The following is a 26921-nucleotide window of genomic DNA, read 5'->3' on the forward strand; positions in this document are numbered from 1 at the left end:
CGATTAATAGATATAAGACTAGTATTACTGAACACTGGCAAATGATATAGTCATGCTCACAGAAAGTTACGAGTTTTATCATAGATAAAACTCTACTATTTATATTAAAATAAAGGTATTTTACTTATGGATTGAAGAAGCTATTATCAGAACAGCTAAAGCGTAAGATGCCTTCCATCTACCGATGAATGATGAATGAGGATTTTCCAAAATTTATCTATCATCATTCATCATTCCATAATTCTTCTGCAATTTTTGTAGGTAGCTTGGTTAAGTCTGGTAATCTTAGTATCTCAATTTCGGCAACTTGTTCTTTAATATTCACTGGTAAGTTTAACGGTTGGTGTTTTTCTATCCAGCAGCTTGCTAATGGCAAGGTTTGCTCCATTTCGTCCAAAGGTCGGGGAATTACCATCACTGCATTCAATTCCCCAATGCGTTCTGCCTCAAACATTCCCGCTTCCACTGCTACCGCCACATTTGCTACGGAACCACGAATAATGGCTGTACACAAACCCGCACCAATTTTTTCATAGGCTGCTAAATGAACATCAGCAGCTTTGAGCATGGCATCACACGCGCCCACCATCGCTGGAAATCCTCGCGTTTCTACCAAACCAATTGCTTGATTACTCAGACGGCTGTAATTGCCCTCCTCCATCAATTTAGTGAAACGGGTTGTGATGGGAAGCACTATATCTAGGTTGGGATAAGGTCGGGGAATCACCAAACTAGAAATTAACTGGCCAAACTGTTCAGCCGTTTGCACACCTGATTCTACCGCCAGACGCACATCAGCAATTCCACCCCGGACGATCGCAGTACAATGGCCACTACCAATTTTTTCATATCCAATTAGGTGAACTCCCGCTGACTTCAGCATCATATCCGCCGTACCAACTATCGCCGGAAAGCTGCGGGTAGAAACTAAACCCAAGGCAGTATCCTGATAGGTCTCTTGACTACTCGCTCCCTGGATGGTACGAATAGACCGTTGATTATATGTTTCCATGTGAATTATCCAAGATACGGAAAAAGCCGACAACTTACAATTAACACTTACTCGGACTAATCGTCAGAGTTTGGGTCGCTCAAGGATTGTCTATGAGGAAACAATGTAGTCAACAGTCTGTGTATGCTCCCTTGCCCATAAATTTGAGTCCCGAAACCGTTAGGGGGTTCTGTGGCTAGCTGACTGGGGTCTGAATGATGTTCTGTAGACGCTTGGGCGGCTGACTCAAAGGTGGAGTCAGCATCATTAGCCGGTTCCTCCACAGGAGGAGACTGACTTTCTGGAGTGGCGGGAGATTTAAAGTAAGAAATCGACTTGTTTTGTTTGAAATCCACAAAAGCCGAAGCTGAGAAGTTAGTTGAGGAAATTACCTTTTCCTTAACTCCACCTAAGCCATTTTCCTCTTCCTTCTGCGGTGGTGCATTTGTAGAAGTTGGGTCATTTGTAGATGGTTCCAGCTGCTTTGTTTGAGCAATTTGCCGACTGGTGTCTCCTAGAATTGAACCCGATGGTACTACTTGTCCAGGTTCAACCGAATAGTTAAAAACTGTTGTTGCTGAACCAATGCAAGCATTTGCTCCAATTTTGCCCTTGCCAACCATCAAAAAACCGGCTCCCAGGTTTGCGCCTGCTTCTACCTCTAGGGTGCCTTCATGGACTTGGAGAATTGCTCCCATACCAATACAGACCCCTGGCCCAATGATGATCTTGCTGTTTACAGCCGCTAGGAGAATCACCCCAGGTGCAAGTACCGCGCTTGGATGAATACTCACCTCACCACTAATGTAAGAATCAAAGTTATTGCTGAGGTGTAGTAGCGGCACAGACATGGAAATTTTAACCTCGGAAGCCGGAAAATTAGAGAGTTAGGAGTTAGAAGTGAGGAGTTAGGAGTTGATTAAAAGTTAGGAGTTAGTTAAAAGTAAGAGTTATAAATTTTAAGTTTAGAGTTATGAATTAACAATTTTTTTCAACTCCTAACTCCCAACTCTTAACTCCTAACTCCTAACTCTTAACTCCTTAAGGTCGTTGAATAATCGTTTCTAATACCCGACGCTTGGCTTTGGGGTCAACACCAATTAAGCGCACGTATTCACCTGGATATTCGCCGAGGTGCCCCTCTACGGCTGCGATCGCTTCTCTTTCTGAGGAGGCTTGAATTTGACCGCTACTAGTCCAGGAACCTGTACGGAAGCGGCGCTCATCTACGTGTTCAATGCTAATTTTAGAGCCGCCAGCCAATAATTGCCGGAGTTGGTCTACTACTTCAGTACTCAAGCGGGTACTGGTAGCTGTTGCTCTAGCAGTAGCAGAGGGTGCACTGCTAGTAAATGATTTCTGACTTCCAGAAGAGGCTACTTGACCATTTGGACGTTGGATAATGGTCTCTAATACCCGCCGTTTGGCTTTGGGGTCAATCCCAATTAAACGCACATATTCCCCTTGGTATTCGCCGATCTGTCTTTCTACGGCTGCGAGCGCTTCTCTTTCTGAGGAGGCTTGAATCTGACCGGTACTAGTCCAGGAACCTGTACGGAAGCGGCGCTCATCTACGTGTTCAATGCTAATTTTATATCCACCACTCAATAATTGCCGGAGTTGGTCTACTACTTCAGTACTTAAGCGAGTACTGGTAGCTGTTGCCGTTGCTGGACTGTTAGTAAATGATTTCTGACTCCCAGAGGAGGCTACTTGACCATTTGGACGTTGGATAATGCTTTCTAATACCCGCCGTTTTGCTTTGGTATCAATGCCGATTAAACGCACATACTCGCCTTGATGGCTTGCTATACATTCTTCCAAGGCGGAGATCACTTGATTTATGGAAGTTGCTTCAATTGGCTTGCAACTAGTCCAGGAACCAGTTCGGAAGCGACGCTCATCTACGTGTTCCATACCAATTTTGTAACCACCTGCCAAAAGTTGGCGGATTTGCTCTACAGTTTCGTCATTGACTTTGCCACTGCTAGAGGCATTACTATTACCATTACTGCTGCTGTAGCTGCTATTGCCACGACTAGCAGGAGCTTTAAAGCTGGTAGCTGGTTTAGCATCACCATCTGGGCGTTGGATAATGTTTTCCAATACGCGCCGTCTACCTTTGTCAATGCCAAACAGTCGGACATACTCGCCGCTATGGTCTTTTACACAGCTTTCTAATGCTGCGATCGCTTCACCGATCGATCTCGGTTCAATTGGTTGGCAACTAGTCCAAGAACCCGTGCGGAACCGTCTTTGGTCTACATGTTCCGTACCAATCTTATACCCTTGCTCCAATAGATAGCGCAACTGCTCTATTGTTTCTGCACCCAAGCTATTGCTCGACACTTCACTACTCCTTTCCAACTCTAGGACAGTAATACCATTACCTGTATAAGATTTAGCAATTTCATCCCGAATGGGTGCTATACATTGGCTATCCGCAGCACAGAGATAACCAGCTCGTAGCGCCTGATTAATCCCAACCACATGATGAGCAAATTCCTTATCCTGATCTTGTACATCTGGCAAGCGGTCAGCTTGCTGCTGGCTGGTAATTATCGCTCCCGAAGGTACGTATTTACCTGAGGGAATCTCTACGTCTTGAATTAAAGCGTGCATCATCACGATGCAACCTGCACCCACCCTGGCATTAAACACTGTAGAGCGAAAGCCAATGAAGGAATTATCCCCTACATAAGCTGGCCCGTGAATTAGAGCCATGTGGGTAATGCAAGTATTTTTACCAATCCATACCGAGTATTTATTTTGGTCATCGCCAATTACTCGACCTTGCTCCAAACCATGAATCACAACACCATCTTGAATATTAGTGTTTTCACCAAGATAAAAAGGTGTGCCTTCATCCGCTCTAATCGTAGTCCCCGGAGCAACGATTACATTTGCACCTATTCGTAAATCCCCAATCAGGTTGGAGAATGAATGTACAAAGGCAGTTTCATGGATTTTGGGTTCAGCTAAATTCCTTGACCACGGGGTTGGGGGTGCCGCCGTGCTGCGGACTGCCATCGCGAGATTCCTCCTGTATTAAGTTAGGAGTTAGGAGTTATGAGTTTTAACTCCTCACTTTTCTAACTGTTGACTATCGATTTAAGTTATGAATCATGAGTTATGAATTATGAGTTTTAACTCTTAACTCCTCACTCCTCACTCCTCACTTCTCTAACTGTTGACTATCGATATTGATCTTTTTTGCTGTAAATCAGACGGTCTTCAACGTGAATGGTGTCTATGATCGCCACCACCACTGCATCTAATGGACGTTGCTCATTGCCTATAACTTGACGAGCAGCACTGCCACGACTGACAAGTACCCACTCATCTACTCCTGCTCCCACACTATCTGCTGCTACCTCGTATTGTGGGAGGATGTTTCCATCTTCATCTACTAATTGTAACAACAGTAGTTTGACACCTCTGAGACTTGGGTCTTTTTGGGTGCTAACTACTGTGCCGCGAACTTTGGCGACTTGCATTACAAATTACGGTCTTCTACCGAAAGGACGAATTGCATTCACATTTTCACGGAACTGCTCTACGTCTTCGGTATAACGAATTGGCAAGACATATTCCAAGTTTTCGTGAGGACGAGCAATGATGTGAGTAGATAGCACTTGTCCGCCGTTGACTCGCTTTACAGATTCAACACCTGCGGCCACGGAAGCTTGCACTTCCGACACGTCACCCCGGACAATCACTGTAACCCGACCACTACCGATTTTTTCATAGCCTACTAAAGTGACGCGGGCAGCTTTCACCATTGCATCAGCAGCTTCCACCACTGCTGGAAAGCCTAGCGTTTCAACCATTCCTACTGCAATTGACATTAGTTTTAATTCCTATTTAAAGTTTTTAGCCTTGGACAAAAGTGATGCTCAATTAAGCAAAGAGCGTTAATTACTTTGTTTAAACAGCTTTTAAGTGCGGAACTGTTCCACAGCTTCTGTGTAACGTATCGGCAAGACGTATTCTAGGTTTTCGTGGGGACGAGCAATGATGTGAGTGGATAACACTTCACCACCATTGACTCTTCTAGCAGCTTCAACCCCAGCTGCTACGGAAGCTTGGACTTCCGATACATCTCCCCTAACTATCACGGTGACGCGAGCGCTACCAATTTTCTCATATCCTACTAAAGTGACACGGGCGGCTTTCACCATCGCATCAGCAGCTTCTACGACTGCTGGAAAGCCTTTAGTTTCAATCATTCCAACTGCAATTGGCACCGCAGAACTCCTACAAAATTAATCCAATCTGTACTGTCTTTTGAAATTTTTGACGGGGAGAGCTTTATCTTAAGCTAAGAAAACACTTCCAAATTAAGCATAGGAAAGCTTGGCGTCCCTGGCAATATAAATTACTATAATAGTTTATGATAAGAAAGTTTTAAAAAACTTAACAAATATTTATCTGTGCTTCTGAGCAATTAAAGTTTACTAATTCCTAGAGCAGCCACTTATGCTTTATAATTTCTTTATCACATTTAAAAAATGACATTCATAACCAAGGCTAATTCTATCTGCCGAGGGAGGATCAGCGGCTGTATCTTATGCTGTCTCTATCTTTCGTGAAATTTAGTTATATGCACAATGACTAGGTGAAAAATATATAATTTTTTTAAATATATCCTATAAAGTAGTTTGCTCAAAGTAGAAATAGAAATGTAAAAAGGGAGGTGAGGTTAAGGGAAGTAACTGCTTTTACATATGTAAAGTTATATTTTATCGAACTTTAATAGGGTAAACTAAAGTAAAAATACTTCTGAGAATTTAGTTGAAAAAATAGTAAAAAAACATTGATATTTGACTAAAATTAATTTTTTAAAATAAATAATTGTCTGAAAACTTTTTTAAAATCAAGGCTGAGTCGTCAAGGGAAATTTAAATGAATCAATTTCTATTTTCAACAAGTTGGTTTGTGCCTTTATATAGCTTATTGGGCGCAATTTTGACGTTGCCGTGGGGAATAGGAATAATTCGGCGAACAGGGCCAAGACCTGCGGCATACATCAACTTGTTAACGACCGTTTTGGCTTTTGCCCATAGCCTGTTTGTATTTAAAAATATCTGGGATAGAGAACCAGAAAACTTACTGGTCAATTGGTTCAAGGCTGCGGATTTAGACTTATCTTTTAGCTTGGAACTATCGCCAGTCAGCATTGGGACAACAGTCTTAATTACAGGGTTAAGCTTACTGGCACAAGTTTACGCTCTGGGTTATATGGAAAAAGACTGGTCGTTGGCGCGTTTTTTTGCATTGCTGGGATTTTTCGAAGCAGCGCTGAGTGGTCTAGCGATCAGTGATTCTTTGTTTCTCAGTTATGCACTTTTGGAACTCCTGACGCTTTCGACTTACTTGCTGGTGGGGTTCTGGTATGCTCAACCGCTAGTAGTAACAGCAGCGCGAGATGCGTTTTGGACTAAACGGGTGGGAGACTTGTTGCTACTGATGGCTGTGGTGACGCTTTCCACCTTAGCCGGCAGTTTGAACTTTTCGGATTTATATGAGTGGGCGCAAACAGCTAATTTAAGCCCAATGACATCAGCATTGCTGGGGTTGGCGTTAATTGCTGGGCCTGCTGGTAAATGCGCCCAATTTCCACTACACCTGTGGTTAGATGAGGCGATGGAAGGGCCCAATCCCGCCTCGGTAATGCGAAACTCACTAGTAGTCGCTGGTGGTGCTTATCTACTGTATAAACTGCAACCATTGTTAGCCCTGTCGCCAGTTGCCTTGAATACCTTGGTAGTCATGGGCACGGTGACAGCTATTGGGGCAACATTAGTATCCATAGCTCAAATTGACATTAAGCGATCGCTGTCTCATTCCACCAGTGCATACATGGGCTTAGTGTTTTTGGCGGTGGGGTTGCAGCAAGGGGGTGTGGCCTTGATGTTGCTGTTAACTCATGCGATCGCTAAAGCATTATTATTCATGAGTTCAGGTTCAGTAATCTTGACTACCCAAAGCCAAGACTTAACAGAAATGGGCGGTCTGTGGTCACGGATGCCAGCCACCACCACCGCCTTTGTTGTCGGTTCAGCGGGGATGGTAACACTGCTACCATTGGGAAGTTTCTGGGCAATGCTAGCATGGGCTGACGGTTTCGTGAATATTAGCCCTTGGGTAATTGGGGTTTTATTATTGGTCAATGGCTTGACAGCATTGAACTTGACCAGAGTCTTCAGATTAGTCTTCTGGGGGAAACCGCAACAGAAGACCCGTCGCACCCCAGAAGTTGGTTGGCAGATGGCCTTGCCAATGGTGATTCTCACAGTCTTGACTCTGCTTGTGCCTCTGATGCTACAGCAATGGTACTTGCTACCCGATTGGGAAAGTATTAATTGGTATTTGGCGTTAGCGTTGTTTACTTCTACCGTAGTGGGGGTGGGTTTAGGGTGTACAGTTCATCTGCACAAAGCTTGGTCAAGATCCAGAATCTTGGCGTGGAGATTTCTGCAAGACTTGTTAGGTTATGATTTCTATATTGACCGAGTTTATCTCGTAACGGTGGTGAGTGCAGTAGCACTGCTATCTAAAATCTCTGCTTGGAGCGATCGCTACTTGGTTGACGGTTTAGTAAACTTGATTGGGTTTGCGACAATTCTCAGCGGACAAACTTTAAAGTACAGTATTTCTGGGCAATCTCAGGGCTATATGTTGACCATCCTAGCAGTTGTCAGCGTCCTGGGTTTTTTCATCAGCTGGTCATCGGGTTTACTAGATAAATTGCCTTTTTAAAGATGTTAATTAGTGGGCATTGAGCATTGGGGAAAATGAAAAATTACTTCTTTCCCCTGTGTTCCCTGCTCCCTGCTCCCCACTCCCCACTCCCCATTCCATAACTGCTTATGCTTAGTGTTTTAATTCTAGTGCCGTTAATCGGCGCAGCTTTAATTGGTTTCTCGCCCTCTGGCATCAGTGGGAAATTTGCCCGTGGGGTGGCTTTGGTCTTTGCCAGTATCGCTTTCTTGTGGACAATCGTACTAGCAATTCAGTTCCATCCACGGGAAATTACTCAACAGTTTGCCGAGTCTTTCCCTTGGGTAGATGTTTTAGGCTTGAACTATAACCTTGGGATAGATGGTTTATCTTTGCCGTTGCTGGTTTTAAATGGATTGTTAACTTGCATTGCCATTTACAGCAGTGATGAATCCTTGCAGCGTCCTAAATTTTATTACTCTTTGATCCTATTATTAAGCGCTGGGGTGACTGGAGCCTTCTTGGCACAGGATTTACTGCTATTTTTCCTGTTTTACGAATTGGAACTGATTCCGCTGTATCTATTGATAGCTATTTGGGGTGGTGCCAAGCGGGGTTATGCTGCTACCAAATTTCTCATTTATACAGCCGTTTCAGGAATCCTGATTTTAGCAAGTTTCCTCGGCATGGTTTGGCTGAGTGGTTCTTCTAACTTTGCACTAGCAACCTTGAACGCTACGACTTTACCTCTAGCAACACAGCTTTTACTACTAGCAGGAATTTTGGTAGGTTTTGGAATAAAAATTCCCTTGGTTCCCTTCCATACTTGGTTGCCAGATGCTCACGTTGAAGCTTCCACACCAATTTCAGTGCTGTTAGCTGGGGTGCTGTTGAAGTTGGGAACTTACGGCTTACTGCGATTTGGCATGAACTTGTTACCAGAAGCTTGGGCTTATGTGGCTCCTTGGTTAGCGACTTGGGCAGTAGTAAGTGTACTGTATGGTTCATCCTGTGCGATCGCCCAAACCGATATGAAAAAAATGGTGGCATACAGTTCCATTGGACATATGGGCTATGTGCTTTTAGCAGCGGCGGCAGCTACACCCTTAAGTGTTTTGGGTGCTGTCATGCAAATGATTAGCCACGGCTTAATTTCGGCAATGCTGTTTTTGCTGGTAGGGGTTGTGTATAAAAAAGCCGGAAGCCGGGATTTAGAAGTCCTCCAAGGACTACTGAACCCAGAACGGGGTATGCCCGTAATCGGTAGCTTGATTGTTGTGGGAGTCATGGCCAGCGCTGGTATACCGGGAATGGTAGGGTTTATTTCCGAATTCGTAGTTTATCGGGGGAGTTTTCCAGTTTTTCCAGTGCAAACCTTGCTATGCATGATTGGTACAGGCTTAACTGCGGTTTACTTCTTAATACTCCTCAACCGCGCCTTTTTTGGACGCCTATCTGCACAAGTTACCAACTTGCCGCGTGTGTATTGGAGCGATCGCGTCCCAGCTGCAATTTTAGCTGTACTGATTGTGATTTTCGGTATTCAACCTGGTTGGTTAGTGCGCTGGACTGAACCAACAATTACAGCAATGGTGAATAGCCAAAATGTAGTATTAGCAGTGTCCTTGGATAAAGCAATGGGGAGTAGGGAGTAGGGAGTAGGGAGTAGGGGGAGCAAGAATTTTAGATTTTGGATTTTAGATTGAAGTTTAATCCAAAATTTAAAATCCAAAATCCAAAATTGCATTGCCCAATGCCCAATACCCAATGCCCAATGCCCTAATTCCTATACTTTTTGGAGAGATTGCAATGGTAACTATTAAAAAGAAAGCTACTCACAATCCATTAGCTGAGTATATTGAACGTCTGCAAAAAGGAGAAGCATTACTTCCCAATAGTCCAGAGAATGTGCTGGAAGTTGTTGGTATTCTTAAAAGCTATGGCGTAGTTTTAGATGCCTACTCAAAAAATCTTAACTATATTGCCGAGCATCAGTTTTTAGTCTTTTTCCCATTTTTTAAATACTTTAATGGAGAGGTTTCTGTTCAGAAATTACTCCGTCACTGGTGGCATGATCGAATTAATTTTGAATATGCCGAATATTGTATGAAAGCCATGATGTGGCACGGTGGCGGTGGATTAGATACATATTTAGATACAACAGAATTTCAAGAAAGAGCGCAAGCCGTTATTGCCGCAAAATTTAAAAATAATCCTTTAATTCCGGGTATTAACCAACTGTTTCCAGACTTCTTAACGGAACACTTGCGCGTTTCTGCTTACTACACAGGTTTAGGTCAGTTCTGGCGAGTAATGGCTGATATGTTCCTCAGTTTATCAGACCGCTACGACCAAGGCGAAATCAAATCGATTTCCCAAGTTGTAGACCATATTAAAACAGCGTTAGTGGCAAATGCCTCAAACCCAATTACCTATGCCGTCAAAATTCGGGGTGAAGTCTATGAAATCATTCCCAAAAGCGTTGGTTTGACCTTCTTAGCAGATACAGCAATACCTTATGTAGAAGCAGTATTCTTCCGAGGAACTCCCTTCCACGGTACAGTTTCATACAACGCCCAAGGATATCAAATTCCCCCAGATCAAACCCGATTTCAGTACGGTGCATTGTATGCCGATCCTTTACCCATTGGGGGCGCGGGTATTCCCCCCACATTGTTGATGCAAGATATGCGTCACTATCTTCCAGAGTATTTGCACGAAATTTATCGTCGCAGTCTTCGGGGTGAAGATGATTTGCGAGTCCAAATTTGTATAAGTTTCCAAAAATCGATGTTTTGCGTGACAACAGCAACGATTTTGGGGCTGATGCCTTATCCTTTGGATACTAAAGATCCAAATGAGGAGAAAGGTAATCGAGTTTATTTAGAGAAGTGGATGAGTCGGTTACAAACTTCGCGGTTGCTGGATGTGAATAAATAGTTGCTTTTAGGCTTTTCTAATGACTTAGGCGTTCTAAGCTTGATTTTAAAGTCTAATTTTGATATTTAGCTAATAATTTGGCATAAGCTGACGCGCATCTAAATTTGATAATTTAGCGCCTGAAACCGTTTGCTGCTTTACATTGCCTTGTAAAACTAGATGGCGAACAGCTTAGCAAGTACTGAAGAACCTTTCTTCTTCTGATCAAAGATTGACCTATTATATTTTTGGGCCGATGTACCCAATGATGATTTTGCCAGCCCCTAATTCTGTAGAAAAATGAAGCCGCCAAGGTCCTGCACCAGTCATTCTTAAGTGCAAACTGAATAGGCGATACACATCATCAGGACACTTAAAGGTTAACTTATCCTCTAACTTCTGAAGCCTAGAGTCACTTTCTGGAGTAGCTTTACTAGCAAGAGTGTCTAAATTAAAATCTCCATCTGTCCAAGTTTTACAGCCGTTTTCTAGTTCAAACAACTTTCTCAGAATTTGTCGTAACATAGGACTACCATTCCCAAGGCTTTGTATCTGCTTGCTAACACTTTCGCAAAAGAGTAGAGAAGGGAATAATTCTCCTCTGCGGTTCCATAAATCTAAGCCGTCACTAACTCCTTGACGTATACGCTCTTGAAAACCGTCAATCCAATCATAGTGTTCCTGCACATGGTTACTACAACTGGCATGTAACACATTTTCATACCTGATAATTAATGGCTCTTCTTGTTCTTCTTCATCTACTGTTATTACCTGCAACTGCAAGCTACTGCAATCCCACTGTGGTTCAGATTTTAGGCTCACTGCAAGAGAATTAAACACAAAAGCATAATAAAGTCCAGTAGCTTGTTGTCCTTGATAACTTACCTCAATTCCCGGATCTGGAATTTCTTCTAAAGGGAGATCGTTTTTATCTTGAAGAGTTTTAAGGAATCTTCGAGCTTCTAAATCTACATCTGGATCGTTACGCCACTGCACTACTCTATAATCTGGTGCAAGTTCTGAGTAATTAAAATCACTTTTAGTGCGAAGCTTTCTCTTTATTCCACTAGGAGTCTTGATTGAAAATATTGTATTAATAAATTCTGTCATCAATTGTCTTGCTGTAGTAATATCAGAAGCACAAGTGTGTAATGAGAGTTCATTAAAAACGATTTCTAAATCCACCGTTTTATTCTCCCACTGGTTCTAATAAAACTTCCAAACTCTTGTCCCATTCATCAAAGAATCCATCTGGCCATTTGTCAATTCTTCCACTGCGATTAATTCGTGGTGATATTACCTCTGTCAAAGCTTGTCCTTGTTTTTCTTGTTGCTGAAAGTAATGCAACTGGACATAATGCGGGGGAATAATACCACCATGAACAGCAAGACGAATCCCGTTTAAAACATGATCACTATGAGTTTCTATCACAAGCTGAATATCACAACTAGCCGCTAGTGCTAATAATTCTCCCATTTTGGCTTGTCCTCTAGGATGAAGATGAGCTTCTGGGTTTTCAACTAGGATTAGTGTACCAGGAGGAGATGAAAGTATAGCGACAATAATTGATAAAGTGTAAGTAATTCCGAAACCAACATTGGTTGCACGGTAAAGATTACCATCTCCATAAAAATATTTTATAGTCACCAAACCCATCTCTGAATTAGCTTCAATTTTTAGGCGTATACCAGGGCTAACCTCTCTCATCCATGCTTCTACTTGGTCTATTAAATCCATCGATTTAGCTTGTGGATAGCTAAGATTTGATATGGGAATTGGTTCACGTCCATAAATATAAAGAAAATGTGCTGTATATTCTCCTCTAGTGCCAATTTGTCTAAGCCGTGTGACTTGATAATCAGACATTTCGTTAAATGAACGTGGGCCAATACGTTCTGCTTGAAGGTAGTGAAAATATTTACTAAAAATATTTGATTTATAGATTTCAGAATCATTTGGTTCTGAAATTACATTTATGACATCTTCTTGTTTTTTTTCTGGGTTGTAATTAAAATCCCATATACCTTCATACTTTTCCGAAATAATCTCAAAGCTTATATGGTTATCTTTAGCACTCTCATACAAAGCATCTTGTGCTGTACCAATATTTACTAAGTCACCGTTTAGCGCCAAGCCAGTTTTTGGCAATAAACCCTGTTGATATGATTGACGTAGTAGTAGTAGTGATTGAAGCACAGAAGATTTACCAGTGCTATTGAGACCAGAAATTAGTGTTAAAGGTCTAAATTCAAAAAACTGATTATTAAAACGTTTGAAGTTGATCAGGCGAAGAGAATTAATCATGAAAGCACTTCCTGAATTATTTTTTCTATAGTACTAAATCTATACTGTACTTTCTCGGCAGCCTGAGATATAGATTCTAAAAAATATTTGTCATTGTCTATATATGTCTTGAATACATCAATCAATTTTTGTTTTCTATCTATTAAGAATAGTATTTGATCGTCACTCAATTTACTCAGAAGTACTGACCAAGATTCAAATAGAGCTTTATTTATAGGAAACTTTCTTTTCTGAGAATTAGATATTTTCCGAAATGCATATTTACCAAAGATGTTCCAGGTAGCTATAATTGTTCTTTGAAAATTATTTTCAATGTTAGATAACTCAGCTTCAGAGAGTTTATTTGTTTTAGATAGTGCTTTAGTTAAAAAAATATCTCTGTTGTCGGTATAATCTTTATAAGGGGTCAAACTAAAGGCTAAAAAACCTAGTATAAATTCCCGATCATCCATACGCATTTTGCGATCTTTACCAAGTTGAACTACTTGCTGAAACTCTGGAGATGCTGCAAGTTTAGTTAAAAACTTTGTTCCCTTTCCAGGATTAAGAGCATGGCGTAATTCTTGAGGAGATAAAGCAAGCCCTCCTGTATTAATGCGTTTAAAAATATTATATTTTATTTCTGGAGGTGTGCCTTTTTCGATTAAATATACTGTTAGTTGAGTTTCTTCAAGGCGGCGTTGGTATCTGCGATCAATTTGATCGTAAGTTCTACCTTCCAGATTTGTAAGATATTCTAATCCAGATAGTTTGAGTTTTTTGTCGAGAATAAAGCGCTTTAGTGCAAATAAACGCTGTAATCCATCGACTACTAACCATTTATCTTCATTAGTAGCATCTATATAAAATGCTGGTATGGGGATGCGGATAATAATAGATTCTATAAGCCTGCTTTGGGCATCTTCTTTCCATATATCCGCATGACGTTGGAAATCAGGTGCTAAATCAAGGGCTTCTTCATTGATTCTTTTAAGCAATAACTCTATTGTTGGTTCCCTAGTTACAATGTTAATTTTATCAGGATCATACTGGAAAATAACTTTTTCTTCTTGATCTTCTTCTTCTTCTAAAGTTTCTTCATCAGCTAATTCTATATTGTAATTACTCAAATCTGTCATAGAGCTTATTCCTTAGTATTAACATTTATTTGTTCACTCAGTTATTAGTGATGCTTGATGTAACTACATCAGCAAATGGGGCTTTTTAACTGGTGTACTTCAATCCTACTATCTCTACAAATTATAGAGACGCGAAATTTCGCGTCTCTACGTACCTAGTCTATTACTTGTTTACCTTCCCCAAACAAATCCAAAATTGGCGCGATCGCACCTTGAAGCCAAAGACCTAAACCTCTGGCTCAACGCCGAGCGATCGCAATTGGGCAGTTAAGCGATCGGCTCTTTGTCTTTCCTGTTCAGCCCGTTGTCTTTCCTGTTCAGCCCGTTGGTGTTCTTGTTCGGCTCTTTCCTCGCCAGTCAACAACAAATTACCCTGCAAATCCCACCAACGCAACCAGGGCAATTGGGCGTTTTGATATTCTCCTTGCCAAATACCTAACTCAACACCCAAGGGTGTAATCAGATAATGTCCGCGTTCATTTGCTGTTAATAACTGATATTGTCCACCAATTAATTCATAAACTTCTACACTGGCTTTATTCACTTCATAAATGCCATAATAAGCTGGATGAATTACTTGCTCGTAAATCCAAAATTTGCCTTGAAAAGGAGTTTTGTCTCGTTCCTCATTACCATCCCCAGAGACAAATTCTAAAGCAATCAAAGGGGCAATATACTCTCGCCACAACACATAAGACCTCCGCGTTTGTCCATCAAGCAAGGGCGGTACATTGCCTACATAAAACCAATCTGGTGCTTCTGCGCCTTTTTCTAGGGGGTCTGTCAAGCGCCAGTAAATACCTAAGTCCTGACCTATACAATATTGACCATCAGGATGTAATTGTTTCAGAATGGGTGTAATTGAGTCAGTGAGTAAGATGCTTTGGGGATGCTCTTGCCAATTTTTCACAAATGTGCCATCAGACTCTGGTAGCTGCGTATGGTCTGGGAACGGTGTGAGGGCGGTGGATGGATCGGTTGCAGAGGTCATAAGGCTACCTTTGCAGGAGTAAGGGTTGTTTTTTAGTTTAGCTTGCTATTAGGCTTCTGGTTCAATACCGAGCGATCGCAATTGAGCAGTTAAGCGATCGGCTCTTTGGCGTTCTAATTCTGCTCTTTGGCTTTCCTCTTCCGCTCTTTCCTCACCACTCAACAACAAATTACCTTGCAAATCCCACCAGCGCAGCCAGGGTAATTCTGCATTCTGATATTCTCCTTGCCATAAGCCTAACTCAACTCCCAAAGGCGCAATAGTATAATGTCCCCGTTCATTTGCTGCTAATAGTTGATATTGTCCTTCAATAATGTGGTAAACTTCTACACTGGCTTTATTCACTTCATAAATGCCGTAAAAAGCCGGATGAATTACCTGCTCATAAATCCAAAATTTGCCCGTCCAAGGGGTTTTATCTCGTTCCTCTGCACCGTTTCCAGAGACAAATTCCAAGGCAATCAATGGAGCAATGTGTTCTTGCCAAAGTACATAAGAGCGGCGCATTTGCCCATTCAGTGTAGGTGGCACATTCGGTACATAGAACCAATCGGGAGCTTCTGCACCTCGTTCTGGTGGGTCAGTAATCCGCCAATAAATACCACTGTCTTGACCTATGCAATATTGCCCGTCAGGATGACGTTTTTGCAATACTGGTTTAATCGACTCCGTTAGTAAAATGCTTTGGGGATGTTCCTGGAAGTTTTTCACAAAGGTGCCGTCAGACTCTGGAAGTTGAGTATGATCTGGAAGTGTAGTACTAGTAGCTGGATTCGTTGCAGTCATAGGGCTACCCTCGCGTTTTTCGTGAGGTTTGTTATTTAGTCTACCAAAGGTAAGCACAAACAGAAATTTGAAAAAACTAAGTATTCTAGTCTGCGGGAACACTTAATAGCGATCGCTAAAAGAGTAATCTCAAAGTACACGCAGTAAGCTAGGAATGCTTTCAATCGCTGACAAATTCCGAATTTCTGCCAAAGCTTGCCGAAAGTTACCTTCCCGTACATCATGGGTGACAACCACAATCTCTGCTAGTTCCCCTTGAAAGCCAGTTTGGACAATTGACTCTAAGCTAACGCCATAGTTACCAAAGCAAGTCCCCAATTTACCGATAACTCCAGGTTGGTCATTGGTGAGGAAACGGGCGTAAAACCGAGTTATCAGTTCTGCCATTGGCGCAATTTGGCAGTATTCCTGATGTCCACAAGCTAATAATGGATTTGGAACTGCTGTATTGGTTTTGAGGACAGCAACTAGATTCAAGATATCTGATGTGACAGCACTGGCGGTTGCACCAGCACCAGCACCGGGGCCGAAAAACATTACTTGCCCGATGGGTTCTCCTTCGACAAGAATGGCATTGTAAACGCCGTTGATGCTAGCCAAAGGGTGGGCTTGAGGCACTAAAGTAGGATGAACTCTGACCGATAAGGGAGATGAGGGAGTATTACGTTTAGCGATCGCTAATAATTTAATCACAAATCCCAATTTTTCGGCGTAGGCAATATCTGTTTTGCTGATTTGCTGAATGCCCTCGGTATAAACATCTTGCAGGTTGATGCGTCCACCAAAGCCTAATGATGCCAGGATGGCAATTTTATCTGCTGCGTCTAAGCCATCAACATCAGCTGTAGGGTCAGCCTCAGCATAACCCAGACGTTGGGCATCAGCTAAGACATCGCTGAAGTTGCTGCCTTCTGTTTGCATCCGCGTCAGGATGTAGTTAGTTGTACCGTTCACGATGCCAGTTATAGTGTGAATGCGGTTAACACTTAAAGACTGCTTCAGGGGTTGAATCACGGGAATACCACCACCCACAGCGGCTTCTAACATGACATATACGCCAGCTTGATTAGCAGTTGTGAAAATTTCTGCCCCAAAGCGGGCGATCGCTGCTTTGTTGGCGGTGACTACGTGTTTACCATTACTTAAAGCTTTGAGGATGAGCGATCGCGCCGGCTCCAGTCCGCCCATCACTTCCACAACTATATCTACCGCCGGATCGTTGACAATCGCTTCTAAATCTGTAGTTAAGACTTCCGTAGACAATTCTACTGCCCGGGGTTTATCGAGCGATCGCACTCCCACCCGATAGATTTCTATCTCTTGCAACAAAGGGTGACGCCCAACCAAATCTTGCAACAACTGCACTGTCCCCGTTCCCACGGTGCCTAATCCCAGTATTCCTAGTTTCACACCCACAAATTTTGCACCCAATTTATTTTTTAGTGCTGAGTACTGAGTGCTGTTAGCGATAGCGGGGCGTTTAGCCCGTGCCGAGTAGTTATAAGTATTTAGTACTTTACCACTCATCACCTAGAACTCTTTCCTCAGTTATTGATAATATTCATAACAAAACAATTGTAGGGTGAGCACCGCCCACCCTACTGATTCATAACTCAGAATTCAGAACTCAGCCCTTAGTAGGTTTCTACATGCCAGCGATGAGCTTTCTTGAGTTCCTTCTGGTAATCACTCCAGGTTACGCCTTCCTTAGCAGCAGCAGTTGTTAAGGCAGCATCAATACCTTCTTCCATACCCCGCAAACCGCAGATGTAGGTGTGAGTTTTTTCATTTTTAATCAACTGCCACAATTCATCAGCATGTTCCGCTACGCGGTCTTGGATGTACATTCTACCGCCTTGGGGATTTTTCTGTTCGCGGCTGATGGCACCAGTGAGGCGGAAGTTCTCAGGATATTTTTGTTGAATTTCTTCCAGTTCTTCCTTATATAAAAGGTTTGGAGTTGTCGGCACACCAAATATTAGCCAAGAGAATCCTTTAAATTCGTAGTCTGGGTTAGCTGCTCTTTCCGCATCTTTAAACTGACGCCAGAGATAAGCCCGCATCGGGGCAATACCTGTTCCAGTTGCCAACATGATCACATTAGCATCAGGGTCTTGGGGTAACAACATTTCCTTACCCACAGGCCCTGTAATTTTTACATCTGCCCCTGGTTCCAAAAAACACAGGTGTGTAGAGCAAACACCGTACACTGTTTCGCCAGTTTCCGGGTGCTTATATTCCAACTGGCGGACGCACAGTGATACTGTCTTGTCATCTACATCATCGCCATGACGAGTTGAGGCGATGGAATATAGTCTAAGTTTTTCCGGCTTGCCGTTCTTGTCTAATCCTGGTGGAATAATGCCAATACTTTGACCTTCTATATACTTCAAATCCCCGGCGGAAATGTCAAATTTGAGGTGTTGAACAATACCAATCCCACCTTCTTTGACTAGCGGTTCATTAGATATTACCTTGCCAATAAACGGAGCATTGGGACGGTAAGTGTTGACAGGAATGTCACCGTGGTCTTTTTTGGCTTTCGCTTGAGTCATGGTGTTGCCTTTCTTGTCCTTGTTCTTGAGCTGTTCTTCAGCTGGTGGTTTAGCGAAGCCTTTGGCTTCACTATGAGCATTTACAGGTGTGGCTTTACCATTCCCTTCACTGTTAGCAGTTTCCTCTGATGTAGCTAACTCGCTGACTTCGCTTGTAGCACTCCCAAATGAGGCTTTACCATTAACTTGCTCTAGAGCAGTTACAGGCTGGATGCTAACAATTGTGCCGCCTAGACGAGTGATACGTCGCATTTCTTGATTCATGCGGTTGTAAGGCACTCTGATGAACACACTGCCACTTTTACGAATTGGGTAGTTAGTTTGATCAGTTTCTTCGCTCTGACGCAAACCCACTACTTCATATACGAAGACGCGGCTACCTAATTCTGTGTTGGCAGCACCCTCAACAGCACCTTGATTGTACATTCGTTCTACCACTCCGATAATTTACTTAACCGTTTTTCAAAAAAACTATTCCCATCCCATGCCAGCTTTAGTTTACCGGATTTTCGTTTCACAAAACTGGAGAAAGAAGGAAAAACGGCATCATTAAATTAATGCCTTGCTAAGTACACTCACCAAAGACATGCAGGCACAGCAAAAAACACACCTGTTCACCTTCTAAGGTAAAGGATAAGTCTTGTGGAGAATGTTAATAATGAGTCAATTTAATCTTTTTTTCGTTAACTACCATCCCGATCAGGGAGATAGCTTTTTACCTTACTACCCAACGAGCAATTCACAATGACAGATATTGTAGGAGGCTTGCTTTGATTGGTGGAAGCTACTGCTTAGTTTCCCTCCAAAAATTGCGGTTGTGCTTGCCTACTCCAAGGGTTTAAATCGGAGAATGCCAATCCCGCAAGGTTTTCTTCCGATTGGTTTTATTTCTCCCAATCTACTACTGTCCTGGAATGTTGTTAGCTATATTCATGACCTGTCTATGGATAATTACATGACTAGGACAAATTCCAGCTACAAACATAACTACAGAGAGAACCGTGATTTAAGCAACTATAATCAGTTTTACTTGATGTGAATAATCTGTCAACCTCTATCAGTACTTTGCCATAACGCCGACACTTCTATTTGAGCATATCCATAAATTTACAGCGAATAATTTGACTAGTGCAACTTGTTGACTCATTCGTTAGATAGATTTTGGCTTTGAATATCTAAAGCATTGTCGAGTAGGAATTACAATTTAGGAACGTCAAAAAATTCATCGCAAAGAATAAATTATACCTTATAGACTTGATTATATAGAGTCACAACTAGCAGAATGACAGCGCCGCAACACTTATGGAGATGCTGATCCCCATTTTTAAATTAACAACTAAATCAACAAATGATTGATGAACCATGCTAATTCTTCTTGAGGGCAAATATTGTATGGGATACCCCCTTCTGTTAAAATCAAATATACCACTAGGATTAAATACTTACCGGCACCAAAATTCAGGCTAGTCCAGCGAGTAGCAACTTAATTACTTTGTTGTCTACGCGTTTGGTGTCTTATAGCTGTGCTGGGTAGCAAGAACGCAGGATAAACCAAAGGGGTAAACTCCTGGCTTCAGAATCTGCTGTGTGAAAAATTATTGACACAACTTTAGTATTTTAGAGGAAATTTATGACAAGTAAGCCGGAACGCGTGGTACTGATTGGAGTAGCCGGAGACTCTGGGTGCGGTAAATCTACGTTTTTGCGTCGTTTGATAGATTTGTTTGGTGAAGATTTAATGACAGTCATCTGCTTGGATGATTATCACTCCCTGGATCGCAAACAGCGCAAAGAAACGGGGATAACGGCACTAGACCCCAGGGCGAACAATTTTGACCTGATGTATGAGCAAATTAAAGCGCTCAAAAGTGGTCAAGGCATTGATAAGCCGATTTACAACCACGAAACCGGCTTGATTGATCCGCCAGAGCGGGTAGAGGCGAATCACATTATAGTTGTTGAAGGGCTGCATCCTTTATATGATGAGCGGGTGCGATCGCTAATCGACTTTAGTGTTTATTTTGACATTAGTGATGAAGTCAAAATTGCCTGGAAAATCCAGCGAGATATGGCTGAACGCGGTCATCGCTACGAAGATGTCTTAGCACAAATCAATTCCCGCAAACCTGACTTTGAAAAGTTTATCGAACCACAAAGAGAATTTGCCGATGTAGTTCTCCAAGTATTACCCACGAACTTAATCAAAAACGACACCGAGCGCAGAGTCCTAAGGGTACGTATGCTCCAGCGGGAAGGTAAGGAAGGCTTTGATCCGACCTACCTATTTGATGAAGGGTCAACAATTAATTGGACTCCCTGTGGACGCAAGCTGACCTGTTCCTACCCTGGTATGCAACTATACTACGGTTCAGATGTTTACTACGGTCGCTATGTCTCAGTCCTAGAGGTGGATGGTCAATTTGACAACTTGGAAGAAGTAATTTATATCGAAACCCATCTCAGCAATACATCCACGAAATATCAGGGTGAATTGACTCACTTGTTACTCCAGCACCGCGAGTATCCAGGTTCCAATAATGGTACTGGTTTCTTCCAAGTGCTTACAGGTTTGAAAATGCGTGCTGCGTATGAGCGGTTGACAGCTACGGAAGCAAAGTTAGCAGTTCAGGTTTAAAAGCAGCAGTGTTTGTGTCAAAGTTTGTGGGGGCGCTTCTGAGTGCCCCCCTTTTTTTGTGTTATTAAATACATTTAGCCCACAAAATAACTAGCATAAATTTATCTTCTTTACAGATACTTACCTTAGAGCTAGTAGTTTTTATCAATATTTAGAAGATACTAACTACTGAAGTATAAATATTGTTATGATTTCATAAATTAGGTAGTTGAACTAAATACCACATTTAGTCAGCGAAAAAACTCAAGTCAGGAGGAATTTCCTTTGTCTCGTCGATATTTATTTACCTCTGAGTCAGTCACCGAAGGTCATCCAGATAAAATCTGCGATCAGATTTCTGATACCATTCTGGATGCCTTACTGACACAAGACCCCAGCAGCCGTGTTGCTGCTGAAGTAGTAGTTAATACTGGTTTGGTGCTAATCACAGGTGAAATAACCACCAAAGCCAATGTGAATTTCGTCAATCTCGCCCGCAAAAAAATTGCCGAAATTGGCTATACCAATGCTGATAATGGCTTTTCTGCTAACAGTACTAGCGTTCTGCTGGCTTTAGACGAACAATCACCCGATATTGCCCAAGGCGTTAATACCGCCCAAGAAACCCGCGAGCAAGATAGTGATGAACAATTCGACAAAATTGGCGCGGGCGATCAAGGTATAATGTTCGGTTTTGCCAGCAACGAAACACCAGAACTGATGCCCTTACCCATCAGTCTCGCCCACCGCATTGCTCGCCGATTGGCAGCAGTCCGCAAAACAGGTGAATTGCCATACCTGCGTCCTGACGGCAAAACCCAAGTAACAGTGGTTTATGAAGACGGACGCCCCGTAGGCATTGATACTATCCTGATTTCCACCCAGCATACAGCCACTATTGGGGAAATCACAGATGAGGCAGCGGTACAAGCCAAGATTAAACAAGACCTCTGGTCAGCAGTAGTCGAACCTGTTTTTGGTGACATTGACGTTAAGCCGAATCAGGAAACACGTTTTTTAGTCAACCCCACTGGCAAATTTGTCATTGGCGGTCCTCAGGGAGACTCTGGTCTGACAGGACGGAAAATAATTGTTGACACCTACGGTGGTTATTCACGGCATGGTGGCGGCGCTTTTTCCGGCAAAGACCCCACGAAGGTAGACCGTTCTGCTGCCTATGCGGCTCGCTATGTAGCGAAAAATATTGTCGCCGCCGGGTTGGCAGACAAAGTTGAAATCCAGCTATCCTATGCTATTGGCGTAGCACGACCAACAAGCATTCTGGTAGATACCTTTGGCACCGGTAAAGTGGATGAAGAAACCTTACTGGAATTAATCAACCAGCACTTTGAACTCCGTCCGGCGGGGATTATTCATACCTTCAACTTACGCAACTTACCAAGTGAACGAGGCGGACGTTTTTATCAGGACGTCGCGGCTTACGGTCACTTTGGGCGGGCTGATTTAGACTTGCCTTGGGAACAGACCGATAAAGCTGAGTTGTTGAAGCAAGCAGCAAATGAGTCACTTTCGGCAGCAGTTGCTCAGGCACTAACTTAGACTAAGCTGAAAAACATCTAACATTTAACTTTTAATGTTTGGTAACGCTTGCGCTCAACCCAAACGTATTCGGGTATAGGCAACTTAATAACTTACCTATGCCCTCATTTTTTTCATAGCCACAAGATTAACAATTCAAAATTGAAGAAAGTTTCAGTAAACTTGAAATCAGAATATTAATAACTCCTAACTAATGACTAAATCCAGTAATAAGCCAGGATGAGAGTTAGGACAGTTAGCGGTAGACCAAAACGTAAATGTTCCCAGAATGATAACTGATAACCAAGTTTTGCAACAGCCTCAGCAACAATTAAATTAGCAACTGAACCTAATAAAGTTAGATTACCTGCCAAGGTAGAACCTGCTGCTAATAGTAACCAGGTTTTTGTGTCTGGATGGGGAAGTAAATGTTGTAATAGCAATACTGCTGGAACATTGGAAACTAAATTTGAAAGGAGAGCAGTAACTCCTAAGATGCTCAGGGGAGTATGAACTAAACCGCTAAATAAATTCAATATTCCTAATTTTTCCACTCCAGCAGTCACAATAAATAGTCCAGAAAACATCACCAGTAAATCCCAATCTACTTTATTTAAAACTCGTTGCGGTTTGATTCGCCTAGTAATAAACAGTAAACTAGCAGCTATAAGTGTTGCTTGGGCTGGGGGTATCCCAATTAAAAATGCAATTAATAGTCCTGTGGTTATCAATAGGCTTTTAGTAAGTAAGGGTTTAAATATGCGGTAACGCACGGGGGTTACACTCGGACAAGACTTAGTAGAACGGACATCAGGATAAAGCCACCACAATAACCCAATTTGAATCAACAAACTTACTAATGCGATGGGAGTCAATGCTTTAGCAAAATCGAGATAGCTGATACCAGAGAAGGAACCAATCAGGATATTTTGCGGATTACCACTTAAAGTGGCCACTGAACCCAGATTAGTTGCTCCCGCCAAGGCAAGTAAGTAAGGAATAGGATTGAGGTTCAAAATTTGGGTTAAACCGAGAACCAAAGGAGTCAGAATTAGAGCGATGGTATCATTCAGAAAAAAAGCGGAGAGAATTCCACTGCCAAAAGTTAAAACAATTAGTAAACCCAAAGGGCTGCGGGTAAAGTGTGTAACTGTATCAAGGGTTAGTTGGAAAAAACCAGCGTAAGCTAAGTTTGTGCTGATTACCATCATGCCAAACAAGAAAATCAGCGTTTTATAGTCTATAGCTTGCCATGCTTCTTTGAGGTCTAATACCCCGAATGCCATCAGCAAAGATGCACCAACTAAAGCAATACTGGCTCGGTTCATCCGCAAACCAGGTAGATATCCTAAACCCAAACCTATATAAGTCAGCCCAATGATGATGTATCTGAAAACAATCATGATTTCGCTAGATTCTTTTGAAGTGATGCTTTTCTATTAACTCCTATTTTTGTTTCAGGTACACAAAACCAAAAAACTCCTAAAGCCACAACTGCGATTGCTGCTAAAATCAAAAAACCAACATTGTAAGCAGCACTTTTAAACACAAATCTAAGCTTTCACATTGCTCAAACCCGCACCAACGCCAATAGCAGTGTTGAGCATCCCTTGGGTAACATTAAAGCGCCCTGTGCCTTTAGCCAAATCAGCTACCATCAACACTGAAAGCACACCAAAAATCCCGGCTCCAATTCCATCCAAAATTTGCACAGAAACGAGAAAATGCGTCTCACTCGTTTGTTGCAATTGGTTGAGATGAATATTGTTCACTTGAACAATAAAGTATTCTAATGCTTGACTTGCCTTTTGTTGCTGTTGGGTTTCGTCAGACACATCATAGCAACGATAAGGTGAAGTCACTCCCAATATAAATTTCTCTTGTTCAGCTTCTAACAATTCAACGGCTGTGTTAGCAGCAAGCGAATTTTTCTGAAAAGGAAAAGAGGTAACTATACTAGCAACTATAGAAGCAATAGCTGGGCAGAGTACAGGGAGCCACTTGAGCCAAGCTTGTCCTGCTTCTAATTTGTCTACCAGAACTAAAATTGGTGTGACCCCTGATAAAAAATTTGCAACCTATAGTAAAGGTTTCTTGATACACCCCTAATTCTTTTATAATCGTCAATCAAGTCTTGGCTGTATTGTAAAGCTTTCCCTCTGGTTAGAGTCAGCGTATCTTTATCCCAAGAATTAGCATTGGTCAATAAATAACTATATAGTTCAGCTTTTTTGGTAAGTTCTGACTGATAAGCCGCCTTCTTATAGTTCTGGAATACTTGTCTATTGATGAGCAACAAAAAAAACAAAAAAGTTAAAGATACCGCTCCAGAAATTACAACTTTTTTATCATCCAAAAGGAAAATAATTAAGAGTCCAGAAGAGACAAAAGCTGCAAGTAATAAATACTCAATTACCTTCAAGTTAAACAACTTTTTTTCATCTGATGGGGAGGATAAATTTTCAATCCTATCAGAAATCTTACTTTGGTTTTTTTGCTCAATATTAGTTAATTCAGAAGTAGTCATTGCCTCTTACTCAATTCCTTATAGGGTGAAATGTAGCAATAAAATGAATAGCAACAAGTAGAATTGTTCGAGTGGGTAGAAGTCAGGATAACTTCGCAAATAGCTAACCTTCTAACTTTTGCTTAGACATCCCTTCTATTACTGCTCTTAAGTAGTTTCTCCTTTCCCAAAAACTTCTAGCATCTGCTATTGGCTCCTACTTTGCGATTGACTAGTTGCCTTAGAATGCTTTACCAAAGTCAGAAATGTTTCTTTCTGTTGATGTAAAATCATCTAAGTCCAGTAAGTCTAGTCAATCGTAACCATACATACATTTGATTGATAATATAAGGCTTTGTCATTAGTAATTTTACGTATATAAAAAGTATTTTTGACATAAGTAGGGTGCTTGCCCCAAAAAATATATGATTTGGACTTTGCAATACTTGAATTGTTTTTTTGGGGAATTTTAACCCTATCTGGGGTGTTAAGCTGTCGCGCAGAGATTGGCGACAACTTTTTCGAGAGGAAATTATCCAAGAGTCTGTGATTTATCAAGATATCCTTCAAAGAGGAAGACAGCAGGAAGCGCTAGCACTGATAAAATGCGAACAATTGCAGAAATTAACGAGAAAATCAGCCGCCAACGTGCGGTAGTGTTGACAACTGAAGAATTAAAAGCACGAGTTGTAGAAATCGGTGTTACTAAAGCTGCTAAAGAAGTTGATGTAATTACCACTGGCACCTTTGAGCCGATGGAATCAAGTGGTGCAATTATCAATCTCGGACACACTGACCCCCCGATAAAAATTCGCCGCTGCTGGTTAGATGGCGTGCCAGCATACTCTGGTTTTGGGGCAGTAGATTTATATTTGGGTGCGAGTTGTGCTATGGAAGCGATGGACGGGGAAGAAGTCCGAGAACGCGGCGGCGGTCATGTAATCGAAGATTTAATCGCGGGTAAATCTATACACGTAAAAGCCCAAGGACAAGTAACAGATTGTTACCCCAGAGCAAATTTTGAAACTACAATTACTAGTGAAACGATTAATCAGTTTTATTTATTCAATCCGCGCAATCTTTATCAAAATTTTATTGTTGGTGTAAATGGTGGCGATCGCCCCCTCTTCACCTATCTCGGTCCTTTACAACCGCGTTTGGGGAATGCCGTTTACTCTAACCCCGGCGCTATTTCCCCCTTACTCAACGACCCCGATTTGCAGCTCGTTGGTATAGGGACTCGAATTTTTTTAGGCGGCGGTGTTGGCTATGTCGCCTGGGAAGGCACTCAGCACTTCCCTTTACAAAAGCGTTTAGCTAATCGTACACCGATTGGGCCTTCCGCCACTTTAGCTTTAATTGGTGATGCCAAGCAAATGGATGCTCACTGGGTACGGGGTTGTTACTTCAAAAGTTATGGCCCCTCATTGATGTTAGGCGTTGGTGTACCACTCCCTGTATTAAATGAACAAGTAGTTGAACACTGTGCCGTGCAAGATCAAGACTTAGTAGCGCCGATCGTAGACTTTTCCATTCCTCGGCGGGTTCGTCCCACCTTTGGTTTGGTGAGTTACGCCCAACTCAAATCTGGGCGGATCACCATTGAGGGCAAAGCAGTACGCGTTGCCCCCTTAGCGAGTTTGTTTTTTTCTCGGCAAGTCGCCCTAGAGTTGAAAAAGTGGATTGAAGCAGGTACGTTTACCCTCACAGAACCAGTTTCCCCAATTCCGATGGAGCGATCTTTTCTACCCCAAGACCGGCGGACGGATTTTTGATGCAGGGGAGTGGGGAGTAAGAATTTTAGATTTTAGATTTTGGATTTTAGATTGAAATTTAATCCAAAATCTAAAATCCAAAATCCAAAATTGAATTGC

The 26921-nt window shown here is 42.1% G+C and carries 21 protein-coding genes and 2 pseudogenes; 6 read left to right on the forward strand and 17 right to left on the reverse strand.

Annotated elements, in window-relative coordinates:
• Positions 1-223: 223 nt before the first annotated feature.
• The 7 genes and pseudogenes from V7K30_RS09500 to V7K30_RS09525 form a co-directional block, all read right to left on the reverse strand.
• Positions 224-1012, reverse strand: a complete 789-nt coding sequence (locus V7K30_RS09500) for a BMC domain-containing protein (protein WP_334998837.1) — start codon at positions 1010-1012, stop codon at positions 224-226.
• Positions 1013-1068: 56 nt separating this feature from the next.
• Positions 1069-1842 (reverse strand): transferase, encoded by a 774-nt coding sequence (locus V7K30_RS09505; RefSeq protein ID WP_334998838.1) that lies wholly within the window; start codon positions 1840-1842, stop codon positions 1069-1071.
• Positions 1843-2032: 190 nt separating this feature from the next.
• Positions 2033-2290: a ribulose bisphosphate carboxylase small subunit gene (locus V7K30_RS34205; RefSeq protein WP_442941053.1), complete on the reverse strand. Its 258-nt coding sequence runs from the start codon at positions 2288-2290 to the stop codon at positions 2033-2035.
• A gap of 90 nt (positions 2291-2380) precedes the next feature.
• Positions 2381-4021: pseudogene (locus tag V7K30_RS09510) on the reverse strand (ribulose bisphosphate carboxylase small subunit); the annotation flags it as partial.
• A 164-nt stretch (positions 4022-4185) separates the two neighbouring features.
• The gene (locus V7K30_RS09515; RefSeq protein ID WP_100899927.1) at positions 4186-4488 is read right to left on the reverse strand and encodes a EutN/CcmL family microcompartment protein; all 303 of its coding nucleotides are present in this window, start codon (positions 4486-4488) and stop codon (positions 4186-4188) included.
• A 6-nt stretch (positions 4489-4494) separates the two neighbouring features.
• Positions 4495-4839 (reverse strand): carbon dioxide-concentrating mechanism protein CcmK, encoded by a 345-nt coding sequence (locus V7K30_RS09520; RefSeq protein ID WP_010995041.1) that lies wholly within the window; start codon positions 4837-4839, stop codon positions 4495-4497.
• A gap of 90 nt (positions 4840-4929) precedes the next feature.
• On the reverse strand, positions 4930-5238 hold the full coding sequence (locus tag V7K30_RS09525) for a carbon dioxide-concentrating mechanism protein CcmK (RefSeq protein ID WP_015209255.1): 309 nt from the start codon (positions 5236-5238) through the stop codon (positions 4930-4932).
• A gap of 658 nt (positions 5239-5896) precedes the next feature.
• On the opposite strand from V7K30_RS09525, the gene V7K30_RS09530 reads away from it, so the two are divergent.
• The 3 genes from V7K30_RS09530 to V7K30_RS09540 all read left to right on the forward strand — a co-directional run bounded on the left by V7K30_RS09530 (position 5897) and on the right by V7K30_RS09540 (position 10654).
• Positions 5897-7753, forward strand: a complete 1857-nt coding sequence (locus V7K30_RS09530) for an NAD(P)H-quinone oxidoreductase subunit F (RefSeq protein WP_334998840.1) — start codon at positions 5897-5899, stop codon at positions 7751-7753.
• 110 nt (positions 7754-7863) lie between these two features.
• Positions 7864-9369, forward strand: coding sequence for an NADH-quinone oxidoreductase subunit M (locus V7K30_RS09535; RefSeq protein ID WP_334998841.1), 1506 nt, complete (start codon positions 7864-7866; stop codon positions 9367-9369).
• Positions 9370-9523: 154 nt separating this feature from the next.
• A complete protein-coding gene (locus V7K30_RS09540; protein ID WP_334998842.1) occupies positions 9524-10654 on the forward strand; it encodes a CO2 hydration protein in 1131 nt (376 codons plus the stop codon).
• A gap of 219 nt (positions 10655-10873) precedes the next feature.
• On the opposite strand, the gene V7K30_RS09545 is transcribed toward V7K30_RS09540, so the two are convergent.
• The 7 genes from V7K30_RS09545 to petH all read right to left on the reverse strand — a co-directional run bounded on the left by V7K30_RS09545 (position 10874) and on the right by petH (position 18814).
• A complete protein-coding gene (locus V7K30_RS09545) occupies positions 10874-11818 on the reverse strand; it encodes a hypothetical protein (protein WP_334998843.1) in 945 nt (314 codons plus the stop codon).
• Between the two features lie 4 nt (positions 11819-11822).
• Positions 11823-12938: an AAA family ATPase gene (locus V7K30_RS09550; RefSeq protein ID WP_334998844.1), complete on the reverse strand. Its 1116-nt coding sequence runs from the start codon at positions 12936-12938 to the stop codon at positions 11823-11825.
• The gene (locus V7K30_RS09555) at positions 12935-14056 is read right to left on the reverse strand and encodes a DUF262 domain-containing protein (protein WP_334998845.1); all 1122 of its coding nucleotides are present in this window, start codon (positions 14054-14056) and stop codon (positions 12935-12937) included. The genes V7K30_RS09550 and V7K30_RS09555 overlap by 4 nt, the downstream gene beginning before the upstream one ends.
• A 226-nt stretch (positions 14057-14282) precedes the next feature.
• Positions 14283-15047, reverse strand: coding sequence for a Uma2 family endonuclease (locus V7K30_RS09560; protein WP_334998846.1), 765 nt, complete (start codon positions 15045-15047; stop codon positions 14283-14285).
• Positions 15048-15095: 48 nt separating this feature from the next.
• Positions 15096-15833 (reverse strand): Uma2 family endonuclease, encoded by a 738-nt coding sequence (locus tag V7K30_RS09565; RefSeq protein ID WP_334998847.1) that lies wholly within the window; start codon positions 15831-15833, stop codon positions 15096-15098.
• 129 nt (positions 15834-15962) lie between these two features.
• Positions 15963-17249, reverse strand: coding sequence for a homoserine dehydrogenase (locus V7K30_RS09570; protein ID WP_334998884.1), 1287 nt, complete (start codon positions 17247-17249; stop codon positions 15963-15965).
• Between the two features lie 218 nt (positions 17250-17467).
• Positions 17468-18814 carry a ferredoxin--NADP reductase gene (gene petH / locus V7K30_RS09575; protein WP_334998848.1) on the reverse strand — a complete coding sequence of 449 codons (1347 nt, stop codon included), beginning with the start codon at positions 18812-18814 and terminating at the stop codon, positions 17468-17470.
• A gap of 1204 nt (positions 18815-20018) precedes the next feature.
• Here petH and V7K30_RS09580 point away from each other — a divergent pair.
• Together V7K30_RS09580 and metK are read left to right on the forward strand one after the other, a co-directional pair.
• The gene (locus V7K30_RS09580) at positions 20019-21023 is read left to right on the forward strand and encodes a phosphoribulokinase (protein ID WP_334998849.1); all 1005 of its coding nucleotides are present in this window, start codon (positions 20019-20021) and stop codon (positions 21021-21023) included.
• A 264-nt stretch (positions 21024-21287) separates the two neighbouring features.
• Positions 21288-22562: a methionine adenosyltransferase gene (gene metK, locus V7K30_RS09585; RefSeq protein WP_334998850.1), complete on the forward strand. Its 1275-nt coding sequence runs from the start codon at positions 21288-21290 to the stop codon at positions 22560-22562.
• 197 nt (positions 22563-22759) lie between these two features.
• On the opposite strand, the gene V7K30_RS09590 is transcribed toward metK, so the two are convergent.
• The 3 genes and pseudogenes from V7K30_RS09590 to V7K30_RS09600 all read right to left on the reverse strand — a co-directional run.
• A complete protein-coding gene (locus tag V7K30_RS09590; RefSeq protein ID WP_334998851.1) occupies positions 22760-23944 on the reverse strand; it encodes an anion transporter in 1185 nt (394 codons plus the stop codon).
• Complete coding sequence (locus V7K30_RS09595; RefSeq protein ID WP_334998852.1) at positions 23941-24090, reverse strand: hypothetical protein; 150 nt, start codon at positions 24088-24090, stop codon at positions 23941-23943. Before V7K30_RS09595 ends, V7K30_RS09590 begins: the two co-directional genes overlap by 4 nt.
• A 181-nt stretch (positions 24091-24271) precedes the next feature.
• Positions 24272-25068, reverse strand: a pseudogene (locus tag V7K30_RS09600) (DUF4231 domain-containing protein); the annotation flags it as partial.
• Positions 25069-25652: 584 nt separating this feature from the next.
• On the opposite strand from V7K30_RS09600, the gene V7K30_RS09605 reads away from it, so the two are divergent.
• Positions 25653-26822: a homocysteine biosynthesis protein gene (locus tag V7K30_RS09605; RefSeq protein WP_334998853.1), complete on the forward strand. Its 1170-nt coding sequence runs from the start codon at positions 25653-25655 to the stop codon at positions 26820-26822.
• Positions 26823-26921: the final 99 nt, after the last annotated feature.

The sequence above is a fragment of the Nostoc sp. genome, assembly GCF_036917655.1.
Taxonomy (GTDB): domain Bacteria; phylum Cyanobacteriota; class Cyanobacteriia; order Cyanobacteriales; family Nostocaceae; genus Nostoc.